Source organism: Pseudomonas sp. Irchel 3F3 (genome assembly GCF_900187545.1).
GTDB classification, from domain to species: domain Bacteria; phylum Pseudomonadota; class Gammaproteobacteria; order Pseudomonadales; family Pseudomonadaceae; genus Aquipseudomonas; species Aquipseudomonas fortuita.
Genome location: NZ_FYDS01000012.1, coordinates 45,905 through 59,645, shown reverse-complemented (window position 1 = coordinate 59,645; position 13,741 = coordinate 45,905). Strand labels below are relative to the sequence as shown.

Annotated in this window: 10 protein-coding genes and 1 tRNA gene; 2 read left to right on the top strand and 9 right to left on the bottom strand. The window is 63.8% G+C overall.

Annotated elements, in window-relative coordinates; all coding sequences use genetic code 11:
• Positions 1 to 33 precede the first annotated feature (33 nt).
• A complete protein-coding gene (locus CKW35_RS23255; RefSeq protein ID WP_016484680.1) occupies positions 34 to 843 on the bottom strand; it encodes a helix-turn-helix transcriptional regulator in 810 nt (269 codons plus the stop codon).
• 178 nt (positions 844 to 1,021) lie between these two features.
• Here CKW35_RS23255 and CKW35_RS23250 point away from each other — a divergent pair, with 178 nt between their 5' ends.
• Together CKW35_RS23250 and CKW35_RS23245 are read left to right on the top strand one after the other, a co-directional pair.
• Entirely contained in the window at positions 1,022 to 2,464 is a 1,443-nt protein-coding gene (locus tag CKW35_RS23250; protein ID WP_060519285.1) for a sodium:alanine symporter family protein, read from the top strand.
• Positions 2,465 to 2,527: 63 nt separating this feature from the next.
• Positions 2,528 to 3,526 carry an asparaginase gene (locus CKW35_RS23245; RefSeq protein ID WP_016484678.1) on the top strand — a complete coding sequence of 333 codons (999 nt, stop codon included), beginning with the start codon at positions 2,528 to 2,530 and terminating at the stop codon, positions 3,524 to 3,526.
• A 106-nt stretch (positions 3,527 to 3,632) separates the two neighbouring features.
• Here CKW35_RS23245 and CKW35_RS23240 read toward each other — a convergent pair.
• The 8 genes from CKW35_RS23240 to CKW35_RS23200 form a co-directional block, all read right to left on the bottom strand.
• Positions 3,633 to 3,728, bottom strand: a tRNA-Sec gene (locus tag CKW35_RS23240).
• A 6-nt stretch (positions 3,729 to 3,734) separates the two neighbouring features.
• The gene (gene selB / locus CKW35_RS23235; protein ID WP_095116977.1) at positions 3,735 to 5,657 is read right to left on the bottom strand and encodes a selenocysteine-specific translation elongation factor; all 1,923 of its coding nucleotides are present in this window, start codon (positions 5,655 to 5,657) and stop codon (positions 3,735 to 3,737) included.
• Positions 5,654 to 7,081 carry an L-seryl-tRNA(Sec) selenium transferase gene (gene selA / locus CKW35_RS23230; RefSeq protein WP_095116975.1) on the bottom strand — a complete coding sequence of 476 codons (1,428 nt, stop codon included), beginning with the start codon at positions 7,079 to 7,081 and terminating at the stop codon, positions 5,654 to 5,656. The genes selB and selA overlap by 4 nt, the downstream gene beginning before the upstream one ends.
• Before the next feature lie 154 nt (positions 7,082 to 7,235).
• A complete protein-coding gene (gene fdhE / locus CKW35_RS23225; protein ID WP_023048323.1) occupies positions 7,236 to 8,162 on the bottom strand; it encodes a formate dehydrogenase accessory protein FdhE in 927 nt (308 codons plus the stop codon).
• A gap of 4 nt (positions 8,163 to 8,166) precedes the next feature.
• Positions 8,167 to 8,823 carry a formate dehydrogenase subunit gamma gene (locus CKW35_RS23220; RefSeq protein ID WP_016484674.1) on the bottom strand — a complete coding sequence of 219 codons (657 nt, stop codon included), beginning with the start codon at positions 8,821 to 8,823 and terminating at the stop codon, positions 8,167 to 8,169.
• Positions 8,820 to 9,770: a formate dehydrogenase subunit beta gene (fdxH, locus tag CKW35_RS23215; protein WP_016484673.1), complete on the bottom strand. Its 951-nt coding sequence runs from the start codon at positions 9,768 to 9,770 to the stop codon at positions 8,820 to 8,822. Before fdxH ends, CKW35_RS23220 begins: the two co-directional genes overlap by 4 nt.
• A complete protein-coding gene (gene fdnG / locus CKW35_RS23210) occupies positions 9,770 to 12,838 on the bottom strand; it encodes a formate dehydrogenase-N subunit alpha (RefSeq protein ID WP_139138803.1) in 3,069 nt (1,022 codons plus the stop codon). The genes fdxH and fdnG overlap by 1 nt, the downstream gene beginning before the upstream one ends.
• A 128-nt stretch (positions 12,839 to 12,966) precedes the next feature.
• The gene (locus CKW35_RS23200; RefSeq protein ID WP_095116973.1) at positions 12,967 to 13,728 is read right to left on the bottom strand and encodes an SDR family NAD(P)-dependent oxidoreductase; all 762 of its coding nucleotides are present in this window, start codon (positions 13,726 to 13,728) and stop codon (positions 12,967 to 12,969) included.
• Positions 13,729 to 13,741: the final 13 nt, after the last annotated feature.

Genomic DNA, 13,741 nt, shown 5'->3' with positions numbered 1-13,741 from the left:
GCCCCGGCAACAAGACCCGTACAGGCACTCAATCTATTCAATCTCAAACAAGCTGTTGCGCAACGGCCCCACACTCAACCGCTCACGCACATCATCATCTATTCGCGGATCATCCGGGCGGTACAGTTTCACCTGCCGATATGCATTGATGCGATTGATCTCCTCGCCCAGGTACTCCCACACCACCCGGGTGCAGGCCGGGTTGCGCCGGTCGCCGCTGGAAACCCCGGCCTTGAGGCCGTTCAGGCGGGTGATGCGGCTTTTGAAGCTGGGGATGAGAATGGTCTGGCTCATTTCGTTGAAGGTGAGCGACTCGTAGTCGATGAGGAACACCCGGTCCTGCAGCTGGAACGCCGCGCCCAGGTAGCGGCAGCGCACCTCGGCATGCTGGTCCGTGGCACTGGAACGCTCCTGGCGCTCCTGGCGCTCGAACAAGAAACGGCCGCGCTCCTCCCACAGGTGCACCAGCGAGACCAGGATCGTGCCCGGCACCGACATGCAGTTGGAATACTCGAAGTAATAACCGCAATAGCGCGACAGGTTGCCCGCATGGTCATGCAGCGGGCGGAACAGTTCGCTGATCGGGTCGCTGGGCTGCTCGGCAGGGGTCGACACCCGCGCACCGATCAGCCGGGCGAACTGCTCGGCCGGCAGGTTCAACTCGTAATCCTCGACCCCGAAGAAATCGCCAATGCGCTTGAGGTTGAAAGCCGTCGGACGGCTCTGCCCGCTCAGATACTTGTTGAACTGAGCGCGGTTGATCGAGAGCTGCCGGCAAACTTCGGAGATAGAGCGGTAGTGGCTGCAGGCCAGTTTGAGGTTGGTGGCGAAATGCTCACTCATGTGCGGAACCCAGGTGACGCGAATGGCGCCATTGTAGCATCAAGTAGCATCAACTCAGAGCAACCCGCGAAATTGTAACCACTCTTGTCATGGCCAACCATTCGCCCCAACGCATAGCGGTGCGCCTGCCGTCCGCTGGTCTTTCCACACGAAGAATAAGAATCGAGGTCATTTTCCAATGCTCGAAGTACTCAACGATTTCCTTTCGGGGAAACTCCTCATCGTGCTGATCGTAGGGCTGGGTAGCTACTTCACTATCCGTTCGCGTTTCGTGCAGTTCCGCCATTTCGGCCACATGTTCACCGTTTTCAAGGAATCGCTGCGTGGCCAGGCAGGCCAGCTGAGCTCCTTCCAGGCTCTGATGCTCAGCCTGGCCGGCCGCGTAGGTGCCGGTAACATTGCCGGTGTCGGTATTGCCGTGACCCTGGGTGGCCCGGGCGCCGTGTTCTGGATGTGGGTCACCGCACTGGTGGGCATGTCCAGCAGCTTCTTCGAGTGCACCCTGGCACAGGTCTACAAGCGTGCAGACGGCGACGGCCTGTACCGTGGCGGCCCGGCGTACTACATCCAGCACGGCCTGAAGCGCAAAAGCATGGCCATCGTGTTCTCGATCCTGCTGCTGGTCACCTACGGCTTCGCCTTCATCGGCCTGCAGTCGTACACCGTGACCCATTCGCTGCAGAACGCCTTCAACTTTGCCCCAAGCCAGACCGGCATCGTCCTGGCAGTGCTGCTGGCCATCACCTTCATCGGCGGCATCAAGCGCATCGCCGCCGTGTCGGACCTGCTGGTCCCGATCAAGACCCTGGCCTACATCGGCGTGACCCTGTACGTGATCGGCACCCAGATCGAACACGTGCCGGCCATGCTCGAAACCATCTTCAAGAGCGCCTTCGGCCTCGACCCGGCGTTCGGCGGCCTGCTCGGCAGCGCCATCGTCATGGGCGTGAAGCGTGGCGTGTTTGCCAACGAAGCGGGCCTGGGCAGCGCACCGAACGTGGCCGCCGTGGCCGCCGTCAAACACCCGGGCGCCCAGGGCGTGGTCCAGGCCTTCAGTGTGTTCCTCGATACCTTCGTGATCTGCACCTGCACTGCGCTGCTGATCCTGCTGTCGGGCTTCTACACCCCAGGCTTCGAGGGTGACGGCATTGTCCTGACCCAGAACTCGCTGGCTGCCGTGGTCGGTGACTGGGGCCGTGTGTTCGTCAGCGTGGCGCTGTCGCTGTTCGTGTTCACCTGCATTCTCTACAACTACTATCTGGGCGAAAACAGCCTGCAGTTCCTCACCCGCAACCGTGTGGTGCTGATGGTGTTCCGTGGCCTGGTGCTGGCACTGGTGGTGTGGGGCTCGATGCAGGACCTGTCGACCGTGTTCGCCTTCGCCGACATCACCATGACCTGCCTGGCTTTCGTCAACCTGGTGGCCCTGGCCCTGCTGTTCAAGGTCGGCCTGCGCGTCATGCGTGACTACGACGACCAGCGCAAAGCCGGCATCGGCCAGCCTGTGTTCGATTCGTCCAAGTTCGCCGACCTGGACCTGGACCGCAATGCCTGGCCTGCCAATCCGCAGGTGGAAACAGCCGCTGACAAAGCAGCCGTCCAGGCTCAGCCGCAGCGCTGATATCCTCCCCTGCCCAGCCGCCCCTTCCGCGGGCGGCTTTTCTTTCTCCGCTCACCGCTACGGATGTTTTCCATGCGTGCAGTCAAGAATCTTCTCGTTCTCTACACCGGTGGCACCATCGGCATGCTCGAAACCCCGGAAGGCCTGGCGCCGGCCGGTGGCTTCGAAGCGCGGATGCGCGAACACTTCGCCCACATGGCCGATGCGCCCCGGCTGCAATGGACCTTGCAGGAACTGAACCCGCTGCTCGACAGCGCCAACATGCACCAGCACAACTGGCTGGCGATGCGCGATGCCATCGTCGAAGCCGTGGAGGTGGCAGGCCATGATGGCGTGCTGGTGCTGCACGGTACCGACAGCATGGCTTACAGCGCTGCGGCGTTATCGTTCTTGCTGCTGGGTTTGCCAGTGCCGGTGCTGCTGACCGGCTCGATGCTGCCGGCAGGTGCCACAGACAGCGATGCCTGGGCCAACCTGTGCGGCGCGTTGCACCAGTTCGAATCCGGCCTGGAGGATGGCGTGCAGCTGTACTTCCATGGCCAGTTGCTGCATGGCTGCCGGGCATCAAAGTTGCGCAGCGAGGCGTTCGATGCCTTTGCTGCGCTGCCGCGCCATCGTGACGGCGAGCGGGCCCATGTTATCCCTGCCGAACTTGGCTACAAGCATCCGCGTCAGCCGGTCAACCTGGCGATCGTGCCGGTGTTCCCCGGGCTGCAGGCCGCGCACCTGCAAGCCTTGATCGACAGTGGTGTGCAGGGCTTGCTGCTGGAGTGCTACGGCAGCGGTACCGGGCCGTCAGATGACCAGGCGCTGCTGAGTGTGCTGAGCGCAGCACGCCAGCACGGCGTGATGCTGGCGGCTATCAGCCAGTGCCCTGAGGGTTCGGTGGTATTCGATACCTATGCGGCGGGTAACCGCTTGCGTGGGGCCGGGCTGGTCAGTGGCGGTGGCATGACCCGTGAAGCGGCGCTGGGCAAGATGGTTGCGCTGCTGGGGGCGGGGTTGGATGTGGATACTGCAGAACAGTGGTTTGCCCTGGATCTGTGTGGGGAGCGGGCTTAGGCTTCACCCTTCAGGGCCTCTTCGCGGGTGAACCCGCTCCCACAGGTACCGTGCAAGTCCCAAGAGCTGTGAAGCGCCCCGTAGAGCCCCGACAGGCGAATGAAAATGGCGGAAGGCAGCGGGAGTCGAACCTGCCCGGGAACGGCTGCCGTCCCCAACCGGGTTTGAAGCCCGGCCGCGCCACCGGGCGCGATTGCCTTCCTTGAACTCAGTGCCTGGCCTGTTGCTGGGCCAGGGCGCTGTCGGCGCGGATGTGACGCTGGTCGGCCACCCTCCGGGTCAGGCCGATGCGGTCGAAATATTCCAGAATCTGCACACTGCGCTTGCGACCGATGCCCAACATATCGCGAAACGCGGCCACCTGCACTATCGGCGTTTCGTTGGCCTGCCCCAGCAACAGCTCTGCCATGCGCTGTAATGTTGCCTCAGGGTAGAACAGGTCACGCACCACCTGATGCACCACACCGAGCCGAGCCAGCTTGCGCAGCAGCAGGCGCACTTCGGCTTGGGCGCAGTTCTCCTCATTTGCCAGGGTCCTGACCCAAGGCGGATCGTACTGCCCCGCCAGCAACTTCGGCTGCAAACGCGCCCACAAAGCACTGTCGGCTTCGCTCAATTGCACCTTGTGATCGGGCAAGTGCATCCAGGGCCCGCTGCTGGCGATGGCGCCGTCATCGAGCAGTTCATCCAGCAGGCTGACGAATGCCGGCCGCTCAAGGGGCAAGGCCGCAAAGCGGCGCAGGCGGTCTCGGTCCGGCCCGAGCTGGTCAGGCTCCTGCTCATGGAACCGCGCCAACTGCTCCACCACCTGTTGCTTCAGCGCCAGCCACTGGCGGTTGGCAAACAGCAGTTGCCCCTGCCGCGTGGCCACCACCCCTACATCCTCCGGCAGCTGCCATGTTGCACGCGGGCGATTGAACTGCCGCTCGAGCCGCTGGGGGTCAATACCACCGGGCGCGGTAGCGAGCAGTGCTGGCAAGGCCTGCTCCAGGTCCTCGGTATCTCGTAGTACCTGCAACTGGCGCAGGCGCTCATCGCTGCGGCGCTGCCGGCTTGGCGCGAACGGGTCCAGTACTTTGCCGCCCCCCAAAGTACGCTGGGCACGCTGGTCACGCAGCACCAGGCGATCGCCGTGCACGGCCTGCAACGGCGCGTTGAGCAGCAGCTGGGCGAACATGCGCTGGCCCGCCACCAGGGACTCGCCTTCGAGCAAGGCCACGCGGGCGGTTACATCCTGGGTGCCGAGGTGCACGTGTACAGCGCTGAAATGCTCAAACGTGCGGGGCTCGCCCGGCAGCAGGTTCAGCTCGATATCCACCCGCGCGCTGGGCGCATGCAGCCACTCAGGCACCAGCCAGTCACCCCGATGCACGTGCTCCAGCGCCAGGCGTTCGGCCGTGATATTCAACGCCACCCGTTGGCCCGCCTCAGCCACCAGCGCGGCCTGGTTCTGCGCATGCAGGCCTCGTACCCGCACCGGTTTGCCGGCCTTGCCCAGCAACAAGGTGTCACCGGCACTGACGCGCCCCGCCAGCGCCGTGCCGGTTACCACCACGCCGGCACCGGTAACCGCGAAAGCACGGTCCACAGCAAGACGAAAACCGCCGCTATCGCTGCGCTGCCGCACCGTGGCTTCGGCCTCCAGCAAGGCCTGACGCAGCGCAGCTACGCCTTCCCCACTGAGGCTCGACAATGGAAACTGCTGCGCCCCGGCATAGGGCCCGCGCGCCAGCAGCTCTTCGACTTGCAGCTTAACTTCGGCCACGCGCAAGGGCTCGACGCGGTCGCATTTGCTGATCGCCACCAAAGCCTGGGGAATGCCCAACAGCTCGATGATCGCCAGATGCTCGCGGGTCTGCGGCATGACCCCGTCGTCGGCAGCCACCACCAGCAACACCAGGTCGATACCCTGGGCACCAGCCAGCATGTTGTGGATAAAACGCTCGTGACCCGGCACATCGATGAAGCCGGTCAGCGGTGCACCTTCAACCAGCGCCGCGTAGCGATAGCCCAGGTCAATGGTCATGCCGCGTGCACGCTCCTCCTGACGCTGGTCGCCGGCCTGCCCGGTCAGCGCCTGCAGCAGTGCGGTCTTGCCATGGTCGATATGGCCGGCGGTGCCGACGATCACTGCACCGGCCCCAGTTGCAGGGTGGGTAACTGCGCCAGCCACTCGGCTTCGTCATCCAGTTGGCGCAGGTCCAGCCACAGAGCGTCGTCATCGATACGGCCGAGCACCGGTACCGGCAGGCCGCGCAGCGCCCGCTCCAGCACATGCAGGCTGCGCCCTCGCAACTTCTTCGATACCTGCGGGCGCAGGCACAGGGCTGCACTGGGCAAGCGCGCCACCGGCTGGCTGCCACTGCCGATCATGCCCAGCGCCGGCTCCACGCTGACAGCCCATTGCTCACCGAGGCGAGCCTTGAGCTCAGGGGCCAGGCGTTCGGCCTGGGCCTGTATATCGGCCTGGCTACGGGTCAACAGACGCAGGCTGGGCAGGCGCTCGGCCAGGCGGTCAGGGTTGCGGTACAGCGCCAGCACCGCTTCGAGTGCAGCGAGGGTGATCTTGTCGACGCGCAGCGCACGCTTGAGTGGGTTTTTCTTGATCCTGGCAATCAAGTCCTTGCGACCGACGATAATCCCGGCTTGCGGCCCGCCCAGCAGTTTGTCGCCGCTGAAGGTGACGATGTCGGCACCGTCGGCCAACGCCTGGCGCACCGTGGGCTCGGCGGGCAAGCCCCAGCGGGTGAGGTCCAACAGGCTGCCACTGCCCAAGTCTTCGAGCAGCGGCAGTTCATGCTGGTGGGCGATGCGCGCCAGCTCGGCCGTGGGTACATGGGTGGTGAAGCCCTGGATGCTGTAGTTGCTGCAATGCACGCGCATCAGCAAGCCGGTGCGCGGGCCGATGGCAGCCTCGTAGTCGCGGGCGTGGGTGCGGTTGGTGGTGCCGATCTCGTGCAACTTTACGCCAGCACGGGCCATGATGTCGGGGATGCGGAATGCGCCGCCAATCTCGATCAGTTCTCCCCGCGAAATGATGCCTTCTTTGCGTGCACCCAAGCTATTGAGCGCCAGCAACACAGCGGCAGCATTGTTGTTGACCACGGTGACGGCTTCGGCACCGGTCAGCTCGCGGATCAGGCCTTCGATCAAGTCATCGCGGTCGCCACGTTTGCCGGTGGCCAGGTCGAACTCCAGGTTGAGCGGATAGCGGGCGGCGGTTTGCATGGCCTCAATGGCTTCTTCCGGTAGCAAGGCGCGGCCCAGGTTGGTGTGCAGCACGGTGCCGGTGAGGTTGAACACGCGGCGGACCTGGCTTCGTTGCTGGGTGGCCAGGCGCTCGCCGGTGCGACCCAAGAGGATTTCGGGGGCCAGTTCGGCGGGGGTGAGTTGGCCTTGCCGGGCGGGTTCGCGCAGGCCGTCTAGCAGTTGGCGCAGCGTATTCAGCACGCCCTCGCGGCCGTGCCGATCGATCAACGGGAGGCAGGCCGGGTGGCGCAGGAGGGTGTCGATGGAAGGCAGGCGTGGGGTGTTATCGGCGAGGCTTGAAGACATCAGGTACTACCTTGAGCTGGTCCGTTGTCTGTTCTGGCCTCTTCGCGGGGCAAGCCCGCTCCCACAGGTATTGCACCGATGTCAAAGCAGGTACTGTACCTGTGGGAGCGGGTTTACCCGCGAAGAAGGCGACTCGGTGTTTCAGTGTAGACACTCACCCACCACCCGGGGCGAGCATCAGGTTGGGCGCCAGGCGATGAAAGCCCTCCTCGTCCAGGCGCATATCCAGCGCCAGGCTGGCCAGGTCATCGGCCAGCGGTTCGGCCGCCGCGTCGTTCTCCAGGTAGTTCTGCTTCAGGTAGCTGTTGCACCCCGGGCAGCATTCGGCGCGCAGCGGCGCCTTGCCCGGCGCGTGGCGGTCATCCTCCAGGCTGGTGTAGCGCAAGTCCTTGCTCGACTCGCAGTACACGCATTTGACCCGCACCACATGCCACTCACAGGCGCACAGCGAACAGGCCAGATAACGCAAACCATTGTGCTTGCCACGGTTGCGCACCACCCCGGCCATAGCCGGCGAACCGCACGCCGGGCACTGGGCCAGGCTACCGGCGGGCTTGAGTTCAGGCGCCGGCAGCGCCAGCAACCAACTGGACCAGGCTGCCTGCAGCGCAGCCCCCAGGAACGGCACCAGTGCTGCAGGCACCGCATCGTACTGGCCAGCCAGCAAGGCAATGCCCCAGCCTTTGCGCTGGTGGTCATCACTGCCGCGCAGCGCCTGCAACGCCTCCCCCATCGGGCCGGTTGTTGCGCCGCTGAAGTGCTCTAGCAGGGCTTGCAACCAGACAAGCCACGGCCCTTCACGCACCAGGCTGTCGGCCGCCAGCGGCGGCAAACCATGGCTTATGCACAGGCGCTGGCGCTCCTCGGCCACCGGCATGCCGGCGGGGGGGTTATCCACAAGCTGCTGCTGGATGCGGCATAACCGTGCAATCAACTGCAGGTAGTCACCAAGGGCATTGCCTTCGGCCAGTTGCTCAAGGCGTGCAGCACGCAGCTCGAACAGATTGGCGGGGGGCAGGTGCAAAAAAGGCGGCGCTACTGCCGACGCTTCAATCTGCCCGGGTTCGAGTATCGTGCTCAAGCGCTTATCCTTCTTTTCGTCCGTGATTGCCCGGTGTCTTGTCACCGGTGACTTCGCGGTACCACAACGCATGGTGCTTGCGCGCCCAGGCACGGCTGACCCAGCCGTGCAGCATGGCGCCGATCGAGCCCTTGATCCAGATGCCGGCGTAAATGTGCACGATGATGCTGAGAATCAGCACGAAGCCCGCCAGCGCGTGAGCCAGCGACGCCAGGCGAATCGCGCCGATGTCGAAGAAATGGCTGAAATACGCCCGCCAGATCACCACGCCGCTAACCAACAACACCAGCATGCACAACAACAGGGTCCAGAACAGCAGCTTCTGCCCTGCGTTGTACTTGCCGATGGGGGGTACGCCGTCCTCGCGGTTGACCATCACCCGATCAATGCGGCGCAACCACAGGCGGTCGTTGGCGGTGATGAAGTTGGCGCGCCAGAAGCGCACCACCAACCCGAGGAAAAACACGAACATCGCCACGCCCATGAACGGGTGCAGGATGCGTGTCCACGGCCCGCCGCCGAACAGATGGCTTAACCAGAACAGCGCCGGGTGAAACAGCGCCAGCCCGGAAAGCCCGGCCATGAAGAACAGAATGGCGACGATCCAGTGGTTGGTCCGCTCGTTGGCGGTGTAGCGCAGGATGGGTTTGTTGTCGTTCATGGCCGCTGCTCCCCTTGCCCACCGGGCTGCTTCGGATCGTAGACATGCACCGCGGGGTCCACTTGGTGCACGCTGTCATCGGGCGGCGTCGGGTGTTCGTCTTCCTCTACCCGCTGCGGGCCAACCCGCACGTAGTGGAAGAACCCCGCCAGCACCGCTGCGCCCATGGCCAGCAGCGCCAGCGGCTTGGTGAAGCCTTTCCAAAGCCCCACCAGCGGGCTGATCACCGGCTGGTCCGGCAGGCCGGCGTACAGCCTCGGTGTGTCGGCATGATGCAGCACGTACATCACGTGGGTGCCACCGACGCCGTCCGGGTCGTACAACCCCGCCTTGTCGTAGCCCCGTGACTTCAGGTCGACGATGCGCTCGGCAGCGTGCACCTTCATCTCGTCCTTGCTGCCGAACACGATCGCACCGGTCGGGCAGGTTTTCACACAGGCCGGCTCCAGGCCCACGCTGACGCGGTCGGAACACAGGGTGCACTTGTACGCCTTGTGGTCCTTTTGCGAGATGCGCGGGATGTTGAACGGGCAGCCGGTGATGCAGTAACCGCAACCAATGCAGTGGTCCTGGTTGAAGTCGACGATACCGTTGGCGTGCTTGATGATCGCCCCCGGGCTGGGGCAGGCCTTCAGGCAACCGGGGTCGGCGCAGTGCATGCAACCATCCTTGCGGATGAGCCACTCCAGGTTGCCGTCGTCGCGCTCGTGCTCGGTGAAGCGCATCAGGGTCCAGGTCTCGGCGGTGAGGTCCTGGGGGTTGTCGTAGGTACCGTGGTTGTGGCCGACCTCGTCACGCAGTTCGTTCCACTCCGAGCACGCCACCTGGCAGGCCTTGCAGCCGATGCACTTGGTGGTGTCGATCAGCTTGGCGACTTCCTGCTGCTGACGTACCGAAGACGGTACGGTGGTGGTGGCCGAGCGGGCGATGATGTCTTGGCTGGCCATCAGAGTTTCTCCACTTTGACGAGGAACGACTTGGACTCCGGCGTCTGCGTGTTGCCGTCACCAAGGAATGGCACCAGGGTATTGGTCAGGTAGCCATGCCGCGTTGCGCCGGTGAAGCCCCAATGCAACGGGATGCCGATCTGGTGCACGGTCTGGTTGTTGACCTGCAGCGGGCGAATCCGCTTGGTCACTACCGCCACCGCATCGATATGCCCGCGCTTGCTCGACACCCGCACCCGGTCGCCGGCCTTGATGCCTTTCTCATTGGCCAGCACCTCGCCTATCTCGACGAACTGCTCGGGCTGGGCAATGGCGTTGAGCCGGCAATGCTTGCTCCAGAAGTGGAAGTGCTCGGTCAGCCGGTACGTGGTCGCCGCATAGGGGAACTCGTCGTGCGTGCCGAGGGTGTCCCACACCGAGTCGAAAATGCGCCCGGCCGGGTTGCTGACCACCTTCTTGTTCTGCGGGTGCAGCGGGTTGATGCCAATCGGTGTTTCGAATGGCTCGTAGTGCTCGGGGAACGGGCCTTCGGCCATTTTGTCGATGGCGAAGAAACGCGCCACGCCCTCGGGGTTCATGATGAACGGGTTCATCCCCGCTTCCGGTGGCGAGTCGACCTTGAAGTCCGGCACGTCGGTGCCGGTCCAGGCCTTGCCGTTCCACCACACCAGGCGCTTTTTCTCCGGGTCCCACGGCTTGCCTTGCGGGTCGCTGGAGGCACGGTTGTAGAGGATGCGGCGGTTGGCCGGCCAGGCCCAGGCCCAGTTCTGCACCTGATGCATGCCGTAGGGGTCGCTGTTGTCGCGACGGGCCATCTGGTTGCCCTGCTCGGTCCAGCTGCCGGCGAAGATCCAGCAGCCAGACGCGGTGCTGCCATCGTCCTTCAGTTGCCCGAAGCCCGACAGCTGCTGGCCAGCTTTGAGCATGGCGCCGGTGGCGTCGGTAACGTCGGTGACTGCCCAGCCGTTCATCTCCTTGGCCAGCTCCTCCGGGGAGGGCTCTTCAGGGATCTTGTACGGCCAGCTGATGTTCATCAGCGGGTCGGGGTAGGCGCCGCCCTCGGTCTGGTAGCGTTGACGCAGGCGCAGGAACAGCTCGCTCATGATCTGCACGTCGGTGCGGGTCTCGCCAGGGCCGTCGGCGCCCTTCCAGTGCCACTGCAGCCAACGGCTGCTGTTGACCAGCGAGCCGTCTTCCTCGGCGAAGCAGGTGGTGGGCAGGCGGATCACTTCGGTCTGGATACTGGCCGTGTCGACGTCGTTGAACGGCCCGGCATTGCGCCAGAACTCCGAGGTCTCGGTAGCCAGCGGGTCCATGATCACCAGCCACTTGAGCTTGCCCAACGCCGCAGTCACGCGGTTCTTGTCCGGCAGCGCAGCAATCGGGTTGAAGCCCTGGCATACGTAGCCGTTAACCTTGCCTTGGCTCATCATCTCGAACATGCGCAGCACGTCATAGGCAGGCACGTCGAGCTTGGGCAGCCAGTCGTACCCCCAGTTGTTGTCTGCCGTGGCGTTGGCGCCGTACCAGGCCTTCATCAGGCTGACGTGGAACTTGCCATAGTTCTGCCAGTACGACAGCTGCCCAGGGCGCAATGGCTTGGAAGCGCGCTTGTCGATGTAGCTGGCGTAGTCCTGCTCGGCATCGCCAGCCAGGGTCAGGTAACCCGGCAGCGAGTTGGACAGCAGGCCGAGGTCGGTCAGCCCCTGGATGTTGGAGTGCCCGCGCAAGGCGTTGACCCCGCCACCCGGCATGCCGACGTTACCCAACAGAAGCTGGACCATGGCCGCGCTGCGAATGATCTGCGCCCCGATCGAGTGTTGCGTCCAGCCCAGCGCATAGAGAATCGTCATGGTCTTGCCCGGTACCGAGCATGTGGCGATCTCTTCCCAGACCTTCATCATGGCATCCTGCGGCATGCCACAGATCATGCTGGCCAGTTCCGGGGTGTAGCGGCTGTAATGCTGCTTCATCAGCTGGAACACACAGCGAGGGTGCTGCAGGGTCGGGTCGACTTTGGCAAAACCGTCCTCACCCAGCTCGTAACCCCAGCCGGACTTGTCGGCATACACACGCTTGGTCTCGTCGTAGCCGCTGAACAGCCCATCCTCGAAGCCATAGCTCTCTTTGACGATGAACGACACGTCGGTGTAGTTGCGCACGTACTCGTGCTGGATCTTGTCAGTACTCAGCAGGTAATTGATCAGCCCGCCCATGAAGGCGATGTCGGTACCGGTACGGATCGGCGCGTAGTAATCCGCGACCGAAGCGGTACGGGTAAAGCGTGGGTCGACCACGATCAGCCGCGCCTTGTTGTGCGCCTTGGCCTCGGTCACCCATTTGAAGCCGCACGGATGCGCTTCTGCTGCGTTGCCACCCATCACCAGGACCAGATTCGCGTTGGCGATATCGGACCAGTGGTTGGTCATGGCGCCACGGCCGTACGTCGGGGCAAGACTTGCCACCGTCGGGCCATGTCAGACACGTGCCTGGTTATCGAACCCCAGCATGCCTGTTGCGCGGACGACCTTGTGGGTCAGGTAGCCAGCCTCGCTAGAGGCGGCGGAGGCAGCAAGAAAACCGGTGGTAAGCCAGCGGTTTACAGTTTGCCCCTGGGCGTTCTTCTCGATGAAGTTGGCGTCGCGGTCCTGCTTCATCAGGCCGGCGACGCGGTCGAGCGCCTCATCCCAGCTCACCCGCACCCACTCCTTGCTGCCAGGCTTGCGCACCTCGGGGTACTGCAGGCGGCTTGGGCTGTGGATAAAGTCCAGCAGGCCGGCACCTTTCGGGCAGAGCGTGCCACGGTTGACGGGATGGTCGGCGTCACCTTCGATGTGGATGATGCTCTGTTTAACGTTTTTGCCCGCATCGCCCTGGCTGTACAGGATCAAGCCGCAGCCGACCGAGCAGTAAGGACAAGTGTTACGGGCTTCTTTGGTATGCGCCAGCTTGAAGTGGCGCACCTGCTCGGCGAAGGCCGGCGTCGGGGCCATGCCCAACGCTGCCAGGCTCGAGCCTCCAAGGCCGACTGCGGCGACCTTGAAGAATTGCCGACGGTTGAGGTCCATCGTGCACTCCTGATCAGGTTTCGGGCGCTCGGGGCATTGCCGGCACCTCGGGTCATCACGGTGGCGGCAAAGTGATGCCGCCAACCGTTAAGACTAGTCAAGAATGGCAAAAGTGCGATTGATCCCGGTCAGCACCGCGGCAGATTGCGCGCCACGTTCAAGGCCGCACTGCTCTGCGCCACCGGCATGATTTCGAGCGTATTGATGTTTACGTGTGACGGCTGTTCGGCGATCCAGGCAACCATGGCGGCAATGTCCTCGGGCAGGATTGCCTGCACATCACGGTACAACGCATCCACCGCATTCAGGTCGCCGTTCAGGCGTACCACCGAGAAATCGGTCCCGGAACACAGCCCAGGCTCGATGTTGCTGACCCGCACGCGGGTGCCTGCCAGATCGGCGCGCAGGTTCAGGCTGAACTGACGCACGAATGCCTTGCTTGCGCCATAAACATTGCCACCCGGGTAGGGGTAAGTGCCGGCAATCGAACCCATGTTGATGATCATCCCACTGTCGGCTTCGACCATCTGTGGCAACACCGCATGGGTGACCATGGCCAGGCCGGTTATGTTTGTGTCGATCATGCGCTGCCAGTTCTCGGCGCTGCAGGCCTGAGCCCGCTCGATACCCAGCGCCAGGCCTGCGTTGTTGACCAGCACATTGATGCTCGACGCAGCTTCGTTGATCTGCGCCACTGCTGCGCTGATCGACTGCCCATCAGTCACATCCAGCGCCAGTGGAATGAAGTTGTCGCCAAGCTCATGCTCCAGTGCCTGCAGCTTGTCCATGCGGCGGGCACCACCGATCACACGGTAGCCCTTGGCAACCAAGGTGCGGCATATGGCTCGGCCAAAGCCTGAGGAGGCGCCGGTCACGAATGCAGTTTTCATCAGGTTTGTCTCC

Coding starts and splice junctions, on each gene's coding strand:
- CKW35_RS23255 (WP_016484680.1), bottom strand. CDS start 843: ATGAGTGAGCATTTCGCCACCAACCTCAAACTGGCCTGCAGCCACTAC.
- CKW35_RS23250 (WP_060519285.1), top strand. CDS start 1,022: ATGCTCGAAGTACTCAACGATTTCCTTTCGGGGAAACTCCTCATCGTG.
- CKW35_RS23245 (WP_016484678.1), top strand. CDS start 2,528: ATGTTTTCCATGCGTGCAGTCAAGAATCTTCTCGTTCTCTACACCGGT.
- selA (WP_095116975.1), bottom strand. CDS start 7,081: ATGTCTTCAAGCCTCGCCGATAACACCCCACGCCTGCCTTCCATCGAC.
- CKW35_RS23220 (WP_016484674.1), bottom strand. CDS start 8,823: ATGAACGACAACAAACCCATCCTGCGCTACACCGCCAACGAGCGGACC.
- fdxH (WP_016484673.1), bottom strand. CDS start 9,770: ATGGCCAGCCAAGACATCATCGCCCGCTCGGCCACCACCACCGTACCG.
- CKW35_RS23200 (WP_095116973.1), bottom strand. CDS start 13,728: ATGAAAACTGCATTCGTGACCGGCGCCTCCTCAGGCTTTGGCCGAGCC.